This window comes from Helicobacter sp. 11S02596-1 (assembly GCF_002272825.1).
Lineage (GTDB): Bacteria > Campylobacterota > Campylobacteria > Campylobacterales > Helicobacteraceae > Helicobacter_J.
Genome location: NZ_MLAM01000007.1, coordinates 88,399 through 109,732 on the forward strand (window position 1 = coordinate 88,399; position 21,334 = coordinate 109,732).

Annotated in this window: 20 protein-coding genes; 18 read left to right on the plus strand and 2 right to left on the minus strand. The window is 42.6% G+C overall.

What is annotated here, in order from left to right:
• Positions 1–22: 22 nt before the first annotated feature.
• From BJI48_RS05635 to BJI48_RS05715, 18 genes are all read left to right on the plus strand, one after another.
• Positions 23–895, plus strand: coding sequence for a peptidylprolyl isomerase (locus tag BJI48_RS05635; protein WP_095332821.1), 873 nt, complete (start codon positions 23–25; stop codon positions 893–895).
• 2 nt (positions 896–897) lie between these two features.
• Positions 898–1,971 (plus strand): tetratricopeptide repeat protein, encoded by a 1,074-nt coding sequence (locus tag BJI48_RS05640; protein WP_095332823.1) that lies wholly within the window; start codon positions 898–900, stop codon positions 1,969–1,971.
• The gene (gene rnhA, locus BJI48_RS05645) at positions 1,968–2,432 is read left to right on the plus strand and encodes a ribonuclease HI (RefSeq protein WP_257874410.1); all 465 of its coding nucleotides are present in this window, start codon (positions 1,968–1,970) and stop codon (positions 2,430–2,432) included. The genes BJI48_RS05640 and rnhA overlap by 4 nt, the downstream gene beginning before the upstream one ends.
• A complete protein-coding gene (gene rnc, locus BJI48_RS05650; RefSeq protein WP_095332826.1) occupies positions 2,425–3,114 on the plus strand; it encodes a ribonuclease III in 690 nt (229 codons plus the stop codon). Before rnhA ends, rnc begins: the two co-directional genes overlap by 8 nt.
• A 4-nt stretch (positions 3,115–3,118) precedes the next feature.
• On the plus strand, positions 3,119–4,204 hold the full coding sequence (gene aroC / locus BJI48_RS05655) for a chorismate synthase (protein WP_095332828.1): 1,086 nt from the start codon (positions 3,119–3,121) through the stop codon (positions 4,202–4,204).
• A gap of 189 nt (positions 4,205–4,393) precedes the next feature.
• Positions 4,394–5,350 (plus strand): ornithine carbamoyltransferase, encoded by a 957-nt coding sequence (gene argF / locus BJI48_RS05660; protein WP_095332831.1) that lies wholly within the window; start codon positions 4,394–4,396, stop codon positions 5,348–5,350.
• The gene (locus tag BJI48_RS05665) at positions 5,326–5,805 is read left to right on the plus strand and encodes a DUF2603 domain-containing protein (protein ID WP_095332833.1); all 480 of its coding nucleotides are present in this window, start codon (positions 5,326–5,328) and stop codon (positions 5,803–5,805) included. Before argF ends, BJI48_RS05665 begins: the two co-directional genes overlap by 25 nt.
• Before the next feature lie 2 nt (positions 5,806–5,807).
• Entirely contained in the window at positions 5,808–7,214 is a 1,407-nt protein-coding gene (gene hemN / locus BJI48_RS05670) for an oxygen-independent coproporphyrinogen III oxidase (RefSeq protein WP_257874411.1), read from the plus strand.
• 1 nt (position 7,215) lies between these two features.
• Positions 7,216–8,514, plus strand: a complete 1,299-nt coding sequence (locus BJI48_RS05675) for a (Fe-S)-binding protein (RefSeq protein ID WP_095332840.1) — start codon at positions 7,216–7,218, stop codon at positions 8,512–8,514.
• Between the two features lie 141 nt (positions 8,515–8,655).
• Entirely contained in the window at positions 8,656–10,203 is a 1,548-nt protein-coding gene (locus tag BJI48_RS05680; protein ID WP_095332842.1) for a flagellin A, read from the plus strand.
• Positions 10,204–10,238: 35 nt separating this feature from the next.
• Positions 10,239–11,825, plus strand: coding sequence for a tetratricopeptide repeat protein (locus BJI48_RS05685; protein ID WP_095332844.1), 1,587 nt, complete (start codon positions 10,239–10,241; stop codon positions 11,823–11,825).
• Positions 11,818–12,531: a 3-methyladenine DNA glycosylase gene (locus BJI48_RS05690; RefSeq protein ID WP_095332846.1), complete on the plus strand. Its 714-nt coding sequence runs from the start codon at positions 11,818–11,820 to the stop codon at positions 12,529–12,531. Before BJI48_RS05685 ends, BJI48_RS05690 begins: the two co-directional genes overlap by 8 nt.
• Positions 12,528–13,901, plus strand: coding sequence for a M28 family peptidase (locus BJI48_RS05695; RefSeq protein WP_095332848.1), 1,374 nt, complete (start codon positions 12,528–12,530; stop codon positions 13,899–13,901). The genes BJI48_RS05690 and BJI48_RS05695 overlap by 4 nt, the downstream gene beginning before the upstream one ends.
• 20 nt (positions 13,902–13,921) lie before the next feature.
• The gene (locus BJI48_RS05700; RefSeq protein WP_095332850.1) at positions 13,922–14,578 is read left to right on the plus strand and encodes a hypothetical protein; all 657 of its coding nucleotides are present in this window, start codon (positions 13,922–13,924) and stop codon (positions 14,576–14,578) included.
• A 147-nt stretch (positions 14,579–14,725) separates the two neighbouring features.
• The gene (locus BJI48_RS05705; RefSeq protein ID WP_095332852.1) at positions 14,726–16,057 is read left to right on the plus strand and encodes a cation:dicarboxylase symporter family transporter; all 1,332 of its coding nucleotides are present in this window, start codon (positions 14,726–14,728) and stop codon (positions 16,055–16,057) included.
• 98 nt (positions 16,058–16,155) lie between these two features.
• Positions 16,156–17,178 carry a uroporphyrinogen decarboxylase gene (gene hemE / locus BJI48_RS05710; protein WP_095332854.1) on the plus strand — a complete coding sequence of 341 codons (1,023 nt, stop codon included), beginning with the start codon at positions 16,156–16,158 and terminating at the stop codon, positions 17,176–17,178.
• Positions 17,179–17,252: 74 nt separating this feature from the next.
• Positions 17,253–17,399, plus strand: a complete 147-nt coding sequence (locus BJI48_RS09445; protein WP_180763061.1) for a hypothetical protein — start codon at positions 17,253–17,255, stop codon at positions 17,397–17,399.
• Positions 17,400–17,578: 179 nt separating this feature from the next.
• Positions 17,579–18,001 (plus strand): acyloxyacyl hydrolase, encoded by a 423-nt coding sequence (locus tag BJI48_RS05715; RefSeq protein ID WP_143428775.1) that lies wholly within the window; start codon positions 17,579–17,581, stop codon positions 17,999–18,001.
• Positions 18,002–18,123: 122 nt separating this feature from the next.
• Here the strand turns inward: BJI48_RS05715 and BJI48_RS05720 are convergent, their stop codons facing one another.
• A complete protein-coding gene (locus tag BJI48_RS05720) occupies positions 18,124–18,876 on the minus strand; it encodes a methyltransferase domain-containing protein (protein ID WP_095332858.1) in 753 nt (250 codons plus the stop codon).
• Between the two features lie 15 nt (positions 18,877–18,891).
• Positions 18,892–21,066, minus strand: a complete 2,175-nt coding sequence (locus BJI48_RS05725; RefSeq protein ID WP_180763062.1) for a TonB-dependent receptor — start codon at positions 21,064–21,066, stop codon at positions 18,892–18,894.
• Between the last annotated feature and the right edge of the window lie 268 nt (positions 21,067–21,334).

Consider the following 21,334-nt stretch of genomic DNA (forward strand, 5'->3'; position numbering starts at 1 on the left):
AAACATTTCATAAGGAGCGCTTTTGGGAAAGTTTTTTTTCGGTTTTTTGATACTAGGTGCTTTGGGTGTGTTGTTTGCTAATTCGCCCCAAAAAACCAATCAGGACCATCAAAGTAATATCGTTGGGGGGATTGCTATCACGGTAAATGGCGATCCTATCACGCTTTATCAGATAGAAGAAACCCAAAAAAAAATGAAAATTTCCAAAAAAAAGGCGATCGATATGCTGATCGCCCAAAGGATAAAAACGCAAGAAATCAAGCGTCTCAAAATCCATATTGATGATGCGAGAGTCGAGCAAGAAATAGAAAATATCGCCAAACATAACGGGATGGATCGTGATAGTTTTGTCAATGCCCTCATCAGCCAAGGCATAAGCTATGGAAAATACAAAGATGAGCTCAAAGAACAGATCCAAACTCAAGAGTTGCTAAGAAGCGTCTTGCTTTCCAATGTCAATACGGCTGGGGAAACCCAAATGCGCGATTATTATGACAAGCATAAAGCCGAATTTAGTGTGCCTAAAGAGGTCGAAACTATCCGTTATGTTTCCAAAGATCCTGAAGCACTCAAAAAAGCACTCGAAAACCCAATGATGAAGATTTCAGGGGTAGATCGGGGGGAAGAAAAGATCTCTTTAGAAGCGCTCAATCCCCAAGTTGCCCAAGTGTTTATCCAAACGGACAAAAATGCTTTCACACCGATTTTGAATGCGGGAGAGGGAAGCTATGTATCGTTTTTTATCAAAGACAAAATCGGGCAAGTTGAGATTCCTTTTGAGCAAGCAAAGAATTTTATCGCACAAAAGTTGGTGGAGGGTTCCCAAGATAGAATCCTTGATGAGTATTTTGAAAAAATAAGGGCAAAAGCAAAAATCAACATCATAAGAGAATAAATTTGAGAGACATTGCTTTTATCTACCGAGATCCCCTGTTTGGTATCACGATTTTGATCGCTATCATTGCGATTGTGGCATTGGCTGATTATAGTCGCAACCGCTATCGCTCCAAAAAGCGCTCGCAATCTTTGAAAAATCTTGCGAAATCTTATGAATATGGCGGGCTTAGCGATGGGGTGATGGAATTTTTGGCTTTGGCAAACAATCCCATCCCTACGCTGATGTTTCTAGCCCAAACTTACGCAAAAAGTGGGGATAGCGAACAAGCGATCAAAATCTATTTGAGTATGCTCGAAAAAACCCTGGAGGCAAAGGATAAAATCCCTATTTTGGAAGCATTGGGTATCACGTATTTTAATGCAGGATTTTTGCAGCGAGCCAAGACTATTTTTATCGAAATCCTCAAGAGCTACCCTAGAAATTCCAGCACGCTTTCTTATCTAATGCGGACTTATGAAAGTATGGGCGAATACAAAAAGGCATTGGAAGTTTTGGATTGCTTAGATGAACTCGAATTTGGCACAGATACCAAAAATAACGCAAATAGCGAGATAGCAGACAACAAAAATTATTTGTATCTGATGATGCTTATCAATGAAAATTTTCTCTCTTTGGAGCAAAAACAAAGCCAGATTTTAGCCCTGTCAAAAAAAGCCCCTTCGCTTCAGAAAATGGTGTTGCAATACCTTAAAACCTACGCCCCAGCCTTGTTTTGGGAGCAAATCGCTACGCAGATGACCCCACGGCGTGATGTGCGTAATTTTATCGACTTGCTTTGGGATTTTCCAAAAGAACAAATTCCCTTTGATAGCCTCAAGGATTCCCAAAGTGTTTTGGATATTTATCGTGCCAAAGACTATATCAGCGATCAAAAAGAATGCCATATTTTTGAGCTTGAGATTTTGCGTGTGCTTTCTAGTGGCACCACGCATTTTCAAGCTGACATTGATTTTGAATACCGCTGCCATAGTTGCAAAAGCATTTTTCCATTTGATGCGTATCGTTGCCCGACGTGTTCAGAGCTTGGGATGATGGATTTGGTCTTAAAACTTCGCAGGACAAAAAAGCTATGAAAACAGCCATAAAAACACCGATGGAAAGAAAGCAAATCAAGCTTTTTTGCGATGGTTCTTCACTTGGTAATCCCGGACCGGGGGGGTATTGCGGTATTTTGCAGTATGGGGAAAATGAGCGAATCATTCGGGGTGGCGAAAAGATGACAACGAATAATCGGATGGAGCTAAAAGCAGTCAATGAATCGCTTAAATGCCTGAAAGTTCCTTGTGAAATCGCTATTTATAGCGATTCAAAATATGTGTGTGATGGGATTGGTGTTTGGCTGGCTGGCTGGGTGAAAAAGGATTTTGCCAAAGTGAAAAATCCTGATTTGTGGCAAGAATATCTCGCCCTTTCTGCCCCCCATCAGATACAAACCCATTGGATCAAGGGGCATAGCGGGCATATACAAAATGAAAGATGCGACAAAATCGCCAAAGAAGAAGCATTGCAATATAAAAAGGAATCAAATGGATAAGCCAAATCATCCCCGTGCGCTTGAGGCAACCATCGGCTATGTGTTTGCAGATAAAGCACTTTTATTAGAAGCGCTCACGCACAAAAGTTGCAAGCAACTCCCCAATAATGAGCGATTGGAATTTTTGGGCGATGCGGTTTTGGATCTGGTCGTAGGCGAATTTTTGTTTCACAAATTCCCAGAGAGTGCGGAGGGCAATCTCTCAAAAATGCGTGCGGCACTCGTAAATGAAAAGGGTTTTATGTATCTGGCAAAAATCATTGATTTGGGTGCGTATCTGCATATTTCTTCGAGTGAGGAGAGCAATCACGGCAGGGATAAACCCTCGATCCTCTCCAATGCCTTTGAGGCCTTGATGGGGGCGATTTATCTTGAAAGCGGGCTGGAAAAGGTGTGTGAAATCGTGCATATTCTTTTGGAAAAAGCCTACCCACATATCGATATTGAAAGCTTGTTTGTTGATTTTAAAACCGCACTCCAAGAACTCACGCAAGCGAAATTTTCTCAGATTCCCAAATACGTCTTAGTCAGTGAGAGCGGGCCTGATCACCATAAAGAATTTGAAATGGCATTATTGATTAAAGGCAAAGAATATGCTAGGGCGAGCGGTGCGAGCAAAAAAGATGCCCAGCAAAGTTGTGCAAAAATCGCCTATGAAAAATTAAAGCTCAAAAAGGACTAAAGGAATGAATACATTTGGAGAGAGATTTGCATTAACCACATTTGGGGAATCCCACGGCAGTGGCATTGGTTGCGTGGTTGATGGGGTGCCAGCGGGGCTAAAAATTGATACGCAATTTATCGCAGAAGAACTCTCACGCCGTCAAGGCGGGAGAAATATCTATGCGACCGCACGCAAAGAATCTGATGAAGTCGAAATCATCAGCGGTGTTTTTGAGGGGACTAGCACGGGTGCGCCCATCGGGCTATTGGTGCAAAATAGCGATATGAAAAGCAAGGATTATGAAAGCATTAAATCCATTTTTCGCCCCGGACACGCTGATTGGAGTTATCATCAAAAATACGGCATTAGGGATTATCGAGGTGGGGGGCGAAGCTCTGCGAGGGAAAGTGTGGCACGGGTAGCAGGTGGTGCGATTGCCAAAATGCTCCTGAGTGAGATCGGCGTCATCTGTGAAAGCGGGATTTATGCCATCGGTGAGATTGAGGCAAAAGATTTGGATTTCACCAACGCACGCACAAGTGAAATATTTGCCTTAGATAGCGGTGTGGAAGAAAAGCAAAAAGCCCTCATCAAAAAAGCCAGAAACGCTCACGATAGCGTTGGGGGCGTGGCGATCATTCGGGCTAGGGGGAAAGATGGGAAGATGATTGCTGGGCTGGGTGAGCCGATGTATCACAAGCTAGATGGGGCGATTGGTGGGGCGATGATGGGGCTTAATGGCGTGAAAGCCGTTGAGATCGGTGCGGGTTGTGCTGCTTCAAGGATGTTTGGGAGTCAAAACAATGATCCGATGGATAAAAATGGCTTTTTAAGCAACCATTCTGGGGGTATTTTGGGCGGTATCAGTAGTGGCAATGAAATCGTGGTGAAAGTTTATTTCAAACCCACGCCAAGTATTTTTTTGGAACAAAAAACGCTTGATATGAATGGAGAAAATGCGATTTGTGCGCTCAGAGGTCGCCACGATCCTTGTATCGCTGTGCGTGGGAGTGTGGTGTGTGAGAGTATGCTCGCATTGGTTCTGGCAGATATGGTTTTGCTCAATCTGGGTGCAAAAATGGAAAATATTAAAAAGATATACGGGTAACGCATAAATCAAGTGTTTTTTGGGATTTTTGGCACGACCATTTTTAGGGGGGCTTGTAGATAGCCCCCTAAGGGTTTTGTTATCTTAATTCAAGTATATTAAGCATTTATGATTACCTAAAATATCGTGATGATATGCGATGGTGATTTACAATTGACAATCTGGACTACCCTATTAGGAAGGCTGTTTATGAAACATTTTTTAACATTGAGGGATTGCAGTAAGGAAGAAATTCTTGATATTTTGGATTTAGCCATCACGATCAAGCAGGAATTTCTGCAAAATCGCCTCAATACTTCAATGCAAAATAAAATCCTAGCGATGATATTTGAAAAAAATTCCACACGCACACGTGTGAGCTTTGAAGCAGGGATTTATCAGCTTGGTGGGATGGGGATGTTTCTTTCGAGCAAGGATATCCAGCTAGGGCGTGGTGAGCCTATCAAAGATACTGCCCGTGCGATTGGTTCGATGGTGGATATGGTGATGTTGCGCACCTATGCCCAAGAGAGATTAGAAGAATTTGCGCATTACTCGCCCGTGCCTGTTATCAATGGCTTGAGTGATTTGTTCCATCCCGCCCAATTATTAGCAGACTATCTCACGATGATAGAATGCGGGATTTATCTCCCTGATAGGGCTTATAACACCCCGCATATCGGCGTTCCCAAAGTCGCTTATATCGGCGATGGGAATAATATGGCAAATTCTTGGCTGATGTTGGCTTCCAAAATGGGCTTTGAGCTTCGCCTTGCCTGCCCAGATGGGTATATGCCCGATGAAAAGATCCTTTCGCTTGCGTTTGAGTTTGCAAAAAAAAGTGGGGGCAATATTATCGTATGTCCATCGCCACAAGAAGCTGTGAGTGGCGCTAATGTCGTAACAACCGATACGTGGGCTTCGATGGGGCAAGAAGATGAAAAAGAAATCCGACAAAAGATTTTTAAAGATTATTGCGTGGATGAAGACTTGATGGCAAAGGCAGCCAAACAAGCGATTTTCTTGCATTGTTTCCCTGCATATCGGGGGCAAGAAGTCAGCGAGGGGGTTTTGGAGGGCAAACAAAGCCGGGTCTTTCACGAGGCACAAAATCGACTCCACGCACAAAAGGGGATAATGGTATGGCTACACAAAAACAGGGCGTGAAATACTTGGCTACCCAAAAACCCGAGGCGATGTATCATAGTCTCGAATCAGGCAACAATCAAGTCCAGGCGAAAAAAATCGATGATACCAAGATTCTTTTAGAGTTGCAAAATGGCTCGTTTAATCCCCAAGAAGCGTGGTTTGTTAGGGATGAGGAACATCAAGAATATGTGATGATTCCTGAAGCATTGCTTAAAAACATCGTCCAGACTATCCGCAAAGCTCACGAGGACAAATTGCGTGTCGAGCTTGAGCGTGATATTGCCACACATACGCCCATTGATTTTGAAGATGTGATGGCAGTGGCTACCAAAAAGCTCGAATCATTTCGCAAAAGCGATGGGAGTTTGCCCCGCATTGATACGTATTCTTTTGTAGAACAGCTCAAAAAGGACTATCCTAATTTGTTTTTTGATATTGATGACTACTTCCGCAAACAAAAATCTTTCAATTAATAATGTGTGGTAATGAAAAAATGATCGACTTTAAAAAATTTGTCAAATATTCCAAATCCGGTCCCCGATATACCAGCTACCCCACGGCTGTAGAGTTTAATACCAATTTTGATAACGAGGCGCTCCAAGCCTCTTTTGTGCGTAATGACAATATCGATGCGTATTCCCAGCACAAGCTCCCGCTCTCACTTTATGTGCATTTGCCATTTTGTAGGAGTGCGTGCTATTTTTGTGGGTGCAATGTGATCTATACAAGCAAAGAAGACAAAAAAGATCGTTATATTGGCTATCTTAAAAAAGAGCTTGAACTCCTTAAAAAATCGATGAATACCCATCGTGAGGTCGTGCAATTCCATTTTGGTGGCGGGACACCGACGTTTTTTGATAGCGACCAGCTTGCAGAGGTCATCAGGCTTGTTAGAGAGGCATTCCCCAACTTTGCCCCCAATGCAGAAGTGAGCTGTGAGATCGACCCCAGACATTTTAACCGCGCGCAAATGGAAGTCCTTAAACGTGGCGGTTTTAATCGCTTGAGTTTTGGCGTGCAGGATTTTGAACCCAAAGTCCAAGAGGCTGTCCATCGCATTCAAGGCATTGATTTTGTCGCAAATTCTGTGAATCTTGCCCGTGAGTTTGGTATTAATTCGATCAATTTTGATTTGATTTATGGCTTGCCTTTTCAGACCAAAGAGACCTTTGAAGAGACGCTTAAAAAGGTGATTACGCTTTCACCTGATCGCTTGGCGGTGTTTAATTATGCCCACGTGCCGTGGATGAAAAAAACAATGCGAAAAATCGATGAAACCACGCTCCCCACGCCTGACAATAAGCTTGCTATCTTGGAGCATACGATTGCGTTTTTGGCAGACAAGGGTTATGAGATGATTGGGATGGATCATTTTGCCAAGCAAACAGATGAACTTTATCTCGCAAGCCTCAAGGGTGAATTACGCCGTAATTTTCAGGGCTACACCACGCGAGGATTTTCCCAAACTATCGGCATTGGACTCACTAGCATTGGGGAGGGCAAGGATTATTACACCCAAAATTACAAAGATATGCAACATTATGAAAATGCTATTGATAGCGGGATTTTGCCGGTTGAGCGGGGGATTCGCCTCAGCAATGATGACATTATCAGAAAAGAAGTCATTATGGGATTGATGAATAATCTACGCTTGGATTTTAAGAGCATTGAAGATAAATTCCATATTAATTTCAAAGAATATTTTAAGGCGGAATTGGAAGCTTTGAAAGAATATGAGGGCACCGATTTGGTGAGTCTCACGCAAAGTGGTATCGCTACAAGCCCGACAGGCGGGATGTTGATTCGCAATATTGCGATGGTTTTTGATGCGTATTTAAATAAAATCCCTCCAGAAAAAAGAAGATTTAGCAAAACGGTATGAAATGAGTTCTCTTGATTTCAAAACCATCTCGCAAGCTTGCGTAAAATGTGGCAAATGCATCCCTAGTTGCACGATTTATCAAGTCAATCGAGATGAAAGCACGTCTCCAAGAGGGTTTTTGGATTTGCTTGGGGCGTATGAGCGGGGGGATTTGCCACTGGATAAAAACGCCAAAACCATCTTTGAATCGTGTTTTTTATGCACCACTTGCGTGCAGACTTGCCCAAGCAGCTTGCCTGTTGATGTGATGATTGAAAATATTCGTGTTGCAATTGCTCAAAAATACGGCATTGCGTGGTATAAACGGGTGTTTTTCTATCTGCTAAAACATCGGGCTTTGATGGATTTTGTTTTTTCTTTTGTGTATTTTATTGCCCCCTGTGCGTTCAAATCTGATACAACCAAGACCAAAAATCGCCTGCGTTTTCCATTGCCAAAAATGGGTAAAAGAACCATATTTCCATTTTCTTCTAAAAGCTTTCTGCAACGCCATAGTGGCGAGATACCACCACAAAAACCGCTAAAAAATCCCAAACTCAAACACAATAAAGTAGCGATTTTTATCGGTTGTTTGAGTAATTATAATTACACCAATGTCGGGGAAAGCCTGCTTTTTGTGCTTGATAGGCTCGGTATCACAGCATTGATTCCCAAGCAAGAATGTTGTGGCGCACCGGCGTATTTTAGCGGGGATATTCAAAGCGTGCTGTTTCTCATCAAAAAAAACATCGCCCAAATGGAGCGCTTCATCGATGAAGTCGATGCGATTTTAATCCCTGAAGCGACCTGTGCAGCGATGTTGATTGAGGATTGGAAACACGCCTTAGAACACGATAAAGACGCTCAAAAATGGCAAGATAGGCTCGAAAAATTGATCCCAAAAATGAAAATGGCAAGCCTATGGCTTGAGAGCCAAACCGCACTGAGTGAGTTTTTGAGCCAGTCGCCAAAGCTTGCCGGGAATATCACGTATCACGATCCTTGCCACGCCAGAAAGGTGCTTGGGATTTATAAAGAACCTCGCGATCTTTTGGGTAAAAACTATTCTTTGGTCGAAATGAGTGATTCAAGCCGGTGTTGTGGTTTTGGCGGGGTGAGTATGCAGAGTGATCGCTATGATCTTGTCTTTAAAGCAGGTATGCCTAAAGCGCAGATGATCAAAGAAAGTGGGGCAAATATCGTGAGTGCTGAATGCAGTGCTTGTCGGATGCAAATCAATAATGCGATGGATAATGCAGGCGTGCAAGCAACGTTTCTGCACCCACTTGAGCTCATCGCCAACGCATTAGGAAAATCTTAAACTTATTGCGAATGGGTGAAATCTCTCATCAAATCCCATCCCCATAAGTTATTTTAAAAAATATTAAAATCATTTTAAAACAGCCGATATATTTTTCAACCAAGCAAGGAAGCTTTGGATAAAATAACAAGGAGTTACACAATGGCTTTTCAGGTCAATACAAACATCAATGCGTTGAATGCACACGCACAATCCGTTCTTACACAGAGGGATCTTAAAAATTCTCTTGAAAAATTGAGTTCTGGTCTTCGAATCAATAAGGCAGCCGATGATGCCTCTGGTATGATTATCGCTGATAGCTTGAAATCTCAAGCGAGTGCTTTGGGTCAGGCGATTCAAAATACAAACGATGGTATGGGTATTATCCAGATTGCCGACAAAGCGATGGATGAGCAAATCAAGATTCTTGATACTATCAAGGTTAAAGCTACTCAAGCTGCCCAAGATGGTCAGACTACCGAATCAAGAAAAGCGATCCAATCAGACATTATCCGTTTGATTCAAGGGCTTGATAGTATCGGTAATACAACCTCTTATAATGGGCAAGCACTCCTTTCTGGACAATTCACCAATAAAGAATTTCAAGTGGGAGCGTATTCAAACCAAAGTATCAAAGCCTCTATCGGTTCTACCACATCTGACAAAATCGGGCAAGTGAGAATCGCGACAGGTGCTTTGATCACGGCTTCTGGAGATGTGAGTTTGACATTCAAGCAAGTCGATGGCGTCCGGGATGTTAAGCTCGAATCGGTGAGAATCTCCACTTCTGCAGGCACAGGTCTGGGTGTTTTAGCAGAGGTTATCAATAAAAACACCAATGCTACAGGTATCCGAGCGCAAGCGAATGTTATCACGACATCAGATCAAGCGATTATGTCTGGAAGCCTCAATGGCGTGGTTATCAACGGCATTGCTTTGGGTGATATCGTTGGTATCAGACACAATGATAGCGATGGTCGTTTGGTCGCAGCATTTAATGCGGTTACTTCAGAAACAGGCGTGGAAGCTTACACAGACATCAATGGTCGTTTGAACCTAAGAAGTATTGATGGTAGAGGGATCGACCTCAGGACAACCCCTCCTGCAGGCGGGACTTCAGCTGCTGGTCCTGTGTCTATCGCTACGGTAAATGGCGGGCAAGACATCAATAATGGTTCAACAAACTTTGGTCGATTGTCTTTGAGCCGACTAGATGCCAGAGATATTATGGTGCTTTCAGCTGCAGATTCTACCACTGGCGGGTTTTCTGGTATCGGTTTTGGGACTGCTCAAGTAGCCCAAACCACCGTGAATCTACGGGATGTTACCGGAACTTTCAACGCAGCTGTAAAATCGGCTTCTGGTGCGAACTACAATGCCGTAATCGCTAGCGGGAATACAAGCCTTGGTTCCGGGGTAACAACCCTCAAAGGTGCGATGGTGGTAATGGATATTGCTGAATCTGCACAAAAAATGCTTGATAAAGTCCGTGCTGACTTGGGTTCTGTCCAAGGACAAATGATTAGCACCGTTAATAACATCACTATCACTCAGGTGAATGTCAAAGCGGCTGAATCTCAAATCCGTGAAGTGGATTTTGCTCAAGAGTCTGCTGACTTCAACAAATACAACATCCTGGCACAATCAGGTAGCTATGCGATGAGTCAAGCGAATGCTGTCCAGCAAAATATCTTAAGACTTCTTAGCTAATCTTAGCCCCCTCCCTCTTTTTGGGAGGGTTTTTAATGATTGATTATTCTTCTGCCAAAAATTTTTATTCTCAAAACCGCTATCAAGAATGTATAGACTGCTGTATTCAAATCTTGTCTTATCACCCATCTGATGTCAAAACCTGGCAACTTTGTGCTTTTGCTTTATATGCTTTGGGGCAGATTGATAAGGCGATTGAGTATCTTGAGCATTCTTTAAGTCTTTATAACGATGATAACGATAAGAATGATATTTCTTTGCAGATTAGCTTGGGGGAAATGTATCGAAAAGCAGGCAATCCAGAAAAGGCGATCGCAATTTTATCTTCTTGTCTTCCGAGCCAAAATCCTGATTTGCATTTTAATCTTGCACGGGCATTGAGTGATGGCAAAAACCACGCCCAAGCTATCAAGCATTATCACGCCGTTTTGGCAATCAACCCCAATGATCCCCTCGCTTGGCACAATCTAGGCAACCAATTGCTTGAGCTAAAAGATTATCAAAAGGCGTGCATTGCCTTCAAAAAGAGCTTTGAAATGGGCAATGAAAATGCGGGGATAAATCTCGCAGGTGTTTATAGCGCACTTTTTGAGGAAAAACAGGCATTAGGTATTTATGAGAGCCTTTGGGTGAAGCATTCTAGTGATCCTTATTTTTGTTTCAACACCGCCAATACGTTGTGGGCGACTTTGGATTTTGATGGGGCAAAAGACTTGTATCAAAAGGCAATATCGCTCCTGCCAGACCCTATTTTTTATGTGAATTATGCCTATTTGCTTTTGAGTTTAGGCGAATTTGAAGCGGGCTTTAGGCACTATCAAAAACGCCTTTTGTTGCCAAATATCTTGCCTCTGCCTATCGATACAGCGCTTATATGTGAGGATTTTTGCGACAAAAATGTCTTGGTGTATCACGAGCAAGGTTTTGGCGATAGCTTGATGTTTGCACGATTTCTTGATATGCTCACACCACAAGTCAAATCCCTAAGTATCTACCCACAAAAACCCCTCCACAAGGTTTTTGAGCAGCAATGGGGGAAATGTGTGAAGCAAAAACAAGCCGATATCCCTAGCTATGAGCGGGCATTTTCTTTGCTTTCACTGCCGGCTATGCTTGGCGTGCGTGCGGTTGGATTGAATCGATTGGAGCGTTGTTGTCAAAAACCTAAAAACATCAAAAAAATTGGGCTATTTTTTTCATCAAATCGGGATTTTGTTTATTTTGCTGAAAAATCTATCCCGCCAAAACTTCTTTTAAAATCCCTCAAAGGTTTTGATCTCTATTCCTTGCAACCTGAAGGCATTGATGAGGGGCTTTGTAAGCAATTTGGCGTGAAAGATTTATCCCATAAGATCAAAAATTTTGATGACACGCTAACAGAACTCAAAACGCTCGATTTGCTTGTGAGCGTGGATTCTGCGATTGTGCATTTGGCAGGGATGTATCAAATCCCTACGATCGTGCTTTTGCATAAAAAATACGATTGGCGATGGGGGAGATTGGGGCAAGTCTATCCGATTAAATCGCCTTGGTATGATAGTATCACAGGTATTGCCCAAGAGCGTGCGGGAGACTGGGCGAGCGTGCTAGAGATTTTAAGGGAGTATCTAAAAAATGTTTGATAGCTATGATGTGTTAGTGGCTTTAAAAAAACTTCATCTATTAGATAAGTCGCCGCCGTATTGGTGGCCTGGGGCTGGGAGTTTTGAGGTCATCGTTGGGGCGATTTTGACCCAAAATACAAAATGGGAAAATGTCGAAAAAAGCCTGCAATCGCTCAAAAATGCAGGCATTTTAGAGAATACGCCACAAACTTACAAGGCTCGGTATAAGATTTTGGCACAAAATCTTGCCGATGATGAAAAAAACTTGCAAAATATCGCCAATCTCCATCAAGATGTTTTGGCAAGCCACATCGTTTCAAGTGGATTTTTCAACCAAAAAAGCGCACGCCTTATCTTGCTATGCCAAAATATTTTAAAGGATTTTGGCAGTTTTGAAAATTTTATTTGTGAGGTCAGTAGAGAATGGTTGCTTTCTCAAAAAGGCATTGGCAAAGAAAGTGCGGATTCTATCCTCAATTACGCTTGCGGGCGTGATGTGATGGTGGTAGATAAATATACATATAAATTTTTGTGTGCTATGGGAATAGAAATCCCTGATTATGATGAGTTGCAAGCGTGGTTTCAAAAAGGTATCGAAGAAAATCTGCAAAATGTTTTTAAGCTCTATGGCGAAAAATTGCCTTTGGCGTGCATTTATGCGCGGTTTCACGGAAAGATTGTAGAATCTTCAAAGAAAAAAATCACCTTGGAGTTGCCAAAATGAGCCAAAAATCCCCATCCAGCGAATTTAGTAAGCCTACAAAACCGACCCACCCCAAAAAATCTGCAAACAAAACAATCAAAACCCCCTTAGAAATCTTTGCAGAAATCGCACATATCCCGCATATGAGCTTTCACACACAAGATTTGTTTGCCTATATTTGTGAATTTGCCCAAAGTTGTGGGTATGAAGTCCGCACAGACACAGCCCAAAATATTCACGCTAAAACTTCAGTCCCGCCCAGGCTTTGCTTCCAATCGCATTATGATATGGTTGGCGTGGGGCAGGCGGATAAGCCGTTGGAGCTTTTTAGAGAAAATGGCTTTTTGCGGGCGAAAAATTCCTCTTTGGGTGCAGATAATGGCATTGGCGTGGCGTTGCAATTGTATTTAATGCAAAAAGCTAGTGATTTGGAATTTTTATTTACCAATAACGAAGAAGTCGGGCTTTTGGGTGCGAAAGGCTTGGAATTACCCATCGATTCTGAGAGGATCATCAATCTTGATAGCGAAACCTTTGGCGAGATCGTGCTAGGCTGTGCGGGGGGCTATGATATGCGTATTGTTTTGGAACTCCCTAGAGATGAGCGTTCGTATGATTTTACCTATCGCATAACTTCGAGAGGCTTTAGAGGCGGGCATAGTGGCATTGACATCCACAAAGGCATCAAAAACGCCATCGTGCGTTTGGCAGAATTTATTTCTGGTATTACAGGCGGGATTTGTGCGTTTGAGGGAGGCGAGAAGATAAATTCCATCCCCGTGCATTCGTGTGCGATTATCAAAACCAATGCCATCATCGAAAGTTGTGAGGATTTTTTGGTTGAAAAAATCCAAACCAAAGCCCCTGTTTATGCCAAAGAGCCTTTGATGGCTTTTATCCTTGGGGCAAAAAATGGCGTGCGTGCTTTAAATGGGCAAGATGTAATTGATTCGCTTAACATTTCTTTGGTTAAGCTCACATCATCAAAAGTCTGCATTGATCTGATGGGGCGTGCGAACACAAAAGATTTGCTTGAAAAAAACCTCGCTGATTTAGAGGCACTCACTAAGCAAATAAATCCAAATGCCCGCATACAAATCGATGATTTTTACCCGCCTTGGGAGCGCAATATCTCTGGGGACGATGATTTTTTAGCAAGTGTGAAAAAGGCATTTGGGGATTATCCTATCACGCTGTGTGAGATACACGCCGGGCTAGAATGCGGGATTTTGCAAGCCAGACTTGAAAATATGGGCAAAAAAAATCTCAAAATCCTTTCCATCGGCCCTACGATTCTCTCCCCGCATTCTTTGGATGAAAGGCTAGATTTGCCAGCATTTGAGAAATTTTTTGGGGTGTTGGAAAGTTTGATTGAAAATTATAGAATATAACATTTTTTTAAGGGAAGAAAATGAGGAGATTGCTTTTATGTTTTTTGTTTTTGGGCGGGTGTTATTTAAATGCCCTCGATCAGGGGATTTCTGATAATAAAGAATCGACAAACCCCAAGCAACAAGAAGAAGACAAAGATTTCGTATTTGCGCCCACAGCGCCCACAAAGCATTCTTATGGGGCATTTCGGATCGGGTATGTTTATCAAAATCTTTGGTCCAAAAAAATCCCGCTAAAAGATGGCACTGATTCCTATCATCTCGGCTCAAGCAATGCGTATTTTGGTCTTGAGCGGGGCTATGTGGGCGGTCCAAACAAAATGCTAATGTTTGGGGGCTATTTGGATGCGGGTGCGGGGACGACGTATTATCTCTCTGCTGGGGCGATGTTTGGGCTTCGGCTTCTCGATGGCTGGCTGATTCCAAAGATTTCGGTTGGTTACCAACTCCAGCATTTGAGTTTGCCCAATGATTCTAGTCAATACAATATCCAATCGGCAGTCGGCACGATTGGGGTTTTTGCCAATATCGCCCAAGGCTTTGGCGTGAGTCTTGAGTTTCGTGGGGGCTTGCCTTTTCATATTGTCAGAGGCGATCAGGCAAAAGCCTATAATCAACCCAAATTTAATATGTATGCGGTGATGGTAAGTTTTACTTTTTATGATTTTGGGATTTAGCGGGGCATTTTTTAGGGCGTAGCTTGAATTGATAGCAACCCAAATCGTTACTGATTGTATCTTGGAAGCAAAAATCTTGATTTTTTATCGCTTAACATCGATGAATATGGTAGTATATTCTTTAATTTAAGAATTAGGAGGAAGGATATGCCACAGGATGGTTTGCGTGCAAAAAAACCCACAATCGCAAGGAGACTGGCTAAAAGTTTGGCGTTTTGGGTGGTGATGGGGATTATTTTTGGTGTGATTTTGGGCTATGTTGCACCACAGGCAGGCATTGCGACAAAAGAATGGACAATCGACCCATTTATCAAGGCATTAAAATGGCTCATCGGGCCGATTATTTTCACGACAATCATTTGTGGTATCGTGGGGTTGGAAAATCTAAAATCCTTGGGGAGCTTGGGTATTAAGACCATCATTTATTTTGAGGTGGTAAGCACGCTCGCACTCGTTGCGGGGGTGGGTTTTGGTGAATTATTTCGGCCCGGGCACGGGATGAATCTTGATGTTAATGCCCTCGATACCAATTCGGTTGCCAAATACACCTCGCACACGGGTGAAAATGTCGATTCGTTCAAATCGATTCTTTTGAGTGCGATCCCTGATGATCCTATCACGCCATTTCTGACTGGCAATACATTACAGGTTTTGTTTATGGCTGTCGTGATTGCGATTGTGGTTTCGTTTTTTAACCAACAGCTCAAAAACAAGATCATCAAGCCCCTAGAAACTGCCCAGAATTTCTTTTTTAAAATCCTCACGATTTTGATGTATTACAGCCCAATTGCGACATTTGGGGCGATGGCATTTTTGATTGGGAAATTTGGTTTTGAAACCCTGTTTAATATGGCTTACTTGCTTTTTGTAATGTTGTTTTCGTGCTTGTTTTTTATTTTTGTCATTTTGGGAATCATCTGCGCGCTCGCTAAAGTCAATGTCTTTAAGTTTATGCGATTTATCGCTAGAGAGGTGCTGATTGTCTTTGCTACGAGTTCTTCTGAAACCGCCCTTGCCCCTTTGATGCGTAAGCTTGAGCGTGCAGGTATGCACAAGGGTTCTGTGGGGCTTGTCTTGCCGACGGGCTATTCTTTTAATCTCGATTGCACCAATATTTATCTATCTTTGAGCGTTATTTTCCTCTCCCAAGCGTTCAATATCCCTTTGAGCTTGGAGCAAACGATTGCGATGATTGTCATTTTGATGGTCGCTTCAAAGGGTGCGGTGGGCGTTACGGGTTCAGGATTTATCGTTTTAGCAGGCACATTGCAGGCGATGGGCGCAGGTCCTGGCACGATACCTGCAGTAACCGTGGCAGCACTTTTGGGCGTGGATAAGTTTATGAGCGAAATGCGTGCGGTGGGGAATTTGTGTGGCAATTCGGTGGCGTGTATGATTGTTTCGATTTGGGATAAAAAAATCGATATGGATAAATTCCGCTACGCACTCGATCATCCTGATGAATTTCGGGTGGTTTAGCTTAAAAAACGGGCGAATTTACCCTAACTTTATATACTTTTGATCGGTTTTGTGCTTGATTTTGCCTATTTGATTTTTGAACCTTTGAAAGGACTGCAATGATTTTTATTGATGCGTGCAAGAGAAAAGAAACCCCCTACACCCCGATTTGGATGATGCGCCAAGCTGGGAGATACCTAGAAGAATACCGAGAGGCTAGGAAAGAAGCGGGGAGTTTTTTGGATTTGTGTTTTAATTCCAAGCTCGCCAGTGAGGTTACCCTCCAGCCGGTAGATATTTTGGATGTCGATGCGGCGATTATTTTTAGCGATATATTGGTTGTGCCTTTGGAAATGGGCTTGCCTTTGGAATTTGTGAGTGGGGAGGGCCCTCGCTTTGGTGAAGTTATTCGGGACAAAAACAGCGTGCTTGGTCTGAAAAAGGACGCTTATAAAAACCTTTCTTATGTATATGATACGCTTTGTGATGTGCGTAAAAAGCTCGATAAACAAAAGGCTTTGATAGGTTTTTGTGGCTCGCCTTGGACGCTCGCTACGTATATGATCGAGGGTGAGGGGAGCAAGACATATGCTCATAGCAAAAAAATGCTTTATACCCAGCCTGATGTATTGCATACATTGCTTGCTACTCTCACGGAGGAGCTAAAAGGTTATTTGGATATGCAGATAAAATCAGGCGCAAATGCCGTGATGGTGTTTGATTCTTGGGCGGGGGCGTTAGAGCGGGAGGCGTATTTGGAATTTAGCTGGCGTTATATGAAAGAAATCGCTAGCCATATCAAAAAGCAATCTCCTGAAATTCCTGTAATGCTTTTCCCCAAAGGCATTGGGAGCTATCTTGATAAGATAGATGGGGATTTTGATGTCTTTGGCGTGGATTGGGGGACGCCATTAGAGATGGCAAAGGCGCATTTGGGACACAAATATGTTTTGCAGGGCAATCTTGAGCCCTCACGGCTCTATGATAGAGGGGCGATGGAAGAGGGTGTGGATAGAATCCTTGGCGTGATGGGCAAAACGCCCGGGCATATTTTCAATCTCGGGCACGGGATGTTGCCAGATTTACCCAGAGAAAATGCCAAAGCATTGGTGCAGATGGTTCGAGAAAAAACTAAAAGATAAAAATTATCATTTAATAATTATTTATAATTAATCCTTATGATTCGGAATATAAAAATGAATCAAAAGGATTAAAAATGAAAACATTGATAATAAGCATTTTAGGTATTATTTGGCTAAGCGGTTGTGCTGCAAGCACCGATAGTTCGGTCTTGGCGATGGGAGCTTCATCTAATATGGCTTCTAAAGCATCCCAGCAAACCATTTGGATACCTAGACAATAGTCCAGACACTCTCTGGGCTTCTGCTCTTTTCACCCCCCCCCCCCCCCAAAAAAAAATATATAATCTAGCCAAAATATTTTACAAGAAAGGTTTTTTTATGTCGTTTTTAAGAAAAATTTTATGCTGTCTTTTTTTGATAGGGGGGGGGGCAGACTAGCTTCGCAGATGATCTTTTGGGTGTGAATCTCTCTGCTGATCTCAAAAGAGAAGGTTTTACCAACAAACAAATCCTCGAATTTGCCTACAAACAAGACAATACCTTTATGAGAGCGCCCGGGAGAGTCAATCTTGAAGCGTTGATGATACTTGATGGGATCGCTTACAATCAAGTAGGCATAGGTGTGGCTCAAGAAGTCCTCACGCCTACTTGGTGCCATATGGCACTCGGTGTGAGTTTGGGGATTTATATCCGCAACCATCGTGATGAGCGGATAGGTTCAAATTTCACATTTGGTGAGAGGCTATTTTTATCCATCGATACCAAAAGATTGGTATATGAAATATTTGCAAGACATTATTCCAATGGCGCGCTCGCAACGCCAAATGCGGGCTATACCTCTGTGGGCTTGTCATTGCTTTTCAAGCTACCCCACTCCCATTGATAGTATCGTTTGAAGCAATTCGCCTAAAAATCAAATAATTTGTTGGCAACCCTCAAACTCTATTTATAGGATTTGAGGATTTTTGGCGATAAAACTCCAGAAGTCAAATCTTTTTTGATAACTCACTTTTGTGCGCTGATGAAAAACATCGGTGTGGAGGCAAACATTAATTTTTCGCTCTCATCCCAGATTTCTTGATAAAAATCTTCATCGCAAGTTATATTTTCAAAGCCGATAGATTCGAGGGTTTGCCTATCCCATTGGGGGCGATGAATCTTGCTTAGTGGGAGAGATTTCGCAATCGTTTCCATTTTTTTTGCATCAGGATAACCATCTGTCATATGATCGATAATCCCCTGTTTTGCGACCTCTTGCCTGTCTTTTTGATAATGCTCCTTGCATTTTGTATCATAAAGATACAAATACCAATTCGCATCAAAATTCAGCATTTTCCCGCCTTTTTTGAGCACCCGATACCACTCGTGATACGCCCTGATGGGATCGTTTAGATTCCACGTCAAGTTCCTAGAAACCACGAGATCAAAACACCCTGTTTCAAAGGGAAGATTTTGCGCATCGCCTTGAAAAAAACGGATACTAACCCCGTGTTTGGTAGCATTCTTTTGGGCTTTTTCGAGCATTTTTGGTGTGTAGTCCAAAGCACTCACATTCGCCCCCATTTCTGCTAGGATAACAGAAAAGATTCCCGGACCACAGCCAATATCAAGCACATTTGCTTTTTCAAGCGGGATGGGGGCGGACTGCAAAAAGATCGATTGGTATTTTTCTCGTTTTATGCTGGCGAGTTCTTCGAGATTATGCTCCGCATAGCTTGCTGAGCGGGCATTCCAATAGTCTTGTATTTCTTCTAACATTTTATTGCCTTAACATCAAAATTTTACGCTCGCTTGGGCGAAGAATGACGCCCCAGCAACTTGATAATAATCATAATATCGCTGGTTGGTGAAATTCAAAAAACTGATACTTAAATCGAGATTGTTTTGCATTACATAGCCTAATTTGGCGTCAAAATAAAGCTGGGTATCATAATAGCCAAAGGTGTGTTTGAAAATCTTGGTATTGGTATCATCGCTATAAGCGCTTGATTGAAAGTTACCCGCAATCGAGCCATAAAACCCGTATTTGCCTCCATAAAGCAAGGCAATATGTGCCATATGCTCGGGGGTATTAGCGATGAATTTCCCCTCTGTCGCACGATTTGCAGAATTTTTGATAATCTTTGCGTTGGTATAGGTATAGCTAGCATTCAGACTCAAGAGCGCATTCAATGGTTGGATATAACCGACTTCAACACCATTGATACGCCCGTGTCCCGCATTTTTATTCTGGTAAGGATTATCCTCTTTGCCATTTCCGGAGCGATAAATCACATTATCAAGTTCGGTTTGGAAATAATAGATTTTAAATAGCCCGCCATAAAAGGTATTAAAATCCCCGCCAACATCAAACGAAATGCCTTGCTCGGGTTTTAAGTTGGGATTATTCAGCCACTTTTGGCTACCAGCACTGATTCTAAAAATCTCTCGCAGAGTTGGCACACGAAAGGCTGTCCCCGCCGAAGCTTTCAAAACCACCCCATCAAAAAGATTGTAATTAATCGAAGCCTTTGGAGACACGCTATTTTGGATAATATTTTTCACCGGCGTGCGTTTGTTATCAATCCAGGTATAATTATCAAAATTTTGCCAATAATCATAGCGCAACCCCAAAGTCGTATGGAATCGTTCGGTCCAATTACTATCAAGCTGGACAAACCCAGCTGCCAAAAACGCCTTGCCCCCAAAGGCATTTTGCAATCCCAAATCATAATTGCGCACTTTCCAGTCGCTCAAGCCATAGTTGAGTTGTTCTAGCCACATATAGCGCCCTTGCAAGGCAGCAGTTAGGATTTGCTTGTCAAATGCTTTGGTATAGACAATATCGAGATAATTGCTCGATGTATCGATGTCTTGGGAATACCCTTTGCCCCCAGCGAGATTGGGAGCGGGCGTGGCAGAAGTAGCGTCTAGCCAGTAGCTATCAAGATTCACGCTTGAAAATGTTGTCTGCAATGTCGCGTCATCGCCAAATGTATGGGTATGTGAAACGGAGGCGATATAATGCGTATAGCTCCCAATCCCTGCATAGCCACTCCCCACAAATGGGTTGTATTGGTCGTTGCCATATACGGGCTGTCCTTGAGCGTTTTTGAGGATTGTTTTGGGATCGACAAAGCGATAATGGTGATTAGAGATAGAAGCCATCACGCTTGTGGTATCTGTATCGCTCCAGTCATATTCTATTTTTATTCGCCCATCATTGAGGGCATATTCCCGCCTGCCGGCATCCCCAGCGATATAAGTGCCTGCTTTGTCGATAAAATAGCCCGTGATGTTGTTCAGTTTAGCAAAATTTGTCGCATTCCCAAAGGCAGGCACGCTCGGATACCCTCCAGAGGTGGTAAATCCATAGCTTGCCTTGATACGCAGTCGTTTATCCAAAAACGCATCGCCTACGCTCACATACCCCCTGACTAAATTCATATCGGCTTCCCGATTTTTAAATGCGTTGCCATAGCCCAAAAGTGCCATACTCTCAAACTTAGTCGGCATTGAGGTGATGAAATTTACCACGCCGCCGATAGCACCTGTCCCATAGAGGCTACTAAAAGGTCCTCGCACCACTTCCACACGGGAAATATCATAAAGAGAAAGCTCATCAAGAATGCGATTTTCCCCCTCCAAATCGCTCAATATCACCCCATCAAGCATTACGAGCGTCCCTTTGCTGATCCCCCGTATCGTGATGGCAGGGCGCGGGTTGAGACCGGCGTCATTGAGGATATGGATTCCCTCATAATTCTTGATAAAATCATTCACCTTTTGCGGGCTTCTTTCTTTCATTTCTTTGGGGGTGATGACACTCACATTGCCTGGGGCTTTGTCTGTGGTGGTCTCTAGGCGTGTGGCTGTGCTGACCTGCCTATCGAGTATGTAGCTTTTTTCATCCTCGCCAAAACTCACCGCCACTATGCCCAAAATCATAACCAAGAATCTACTCAACATCTCCACCATCCATTTTTTTATTATTTTTGTATTAGAAATATTACTGACAGGAGCGATTATACATAAGAATTTATGAAAAATAAAAGATTTAAGAGATTGATTCTAATTTTTAAAAATTATTTGTTACATTTTTTCATTTTTATGCAGTTAATAAGAATACCATAACAATTAAAAGTAGATTTACACACAATTTATTCATATTTTATTCATATTTATTTATCTTTGATTGCCACTCATCTACTAGCATAGAAATAGATGAAGATTTTCA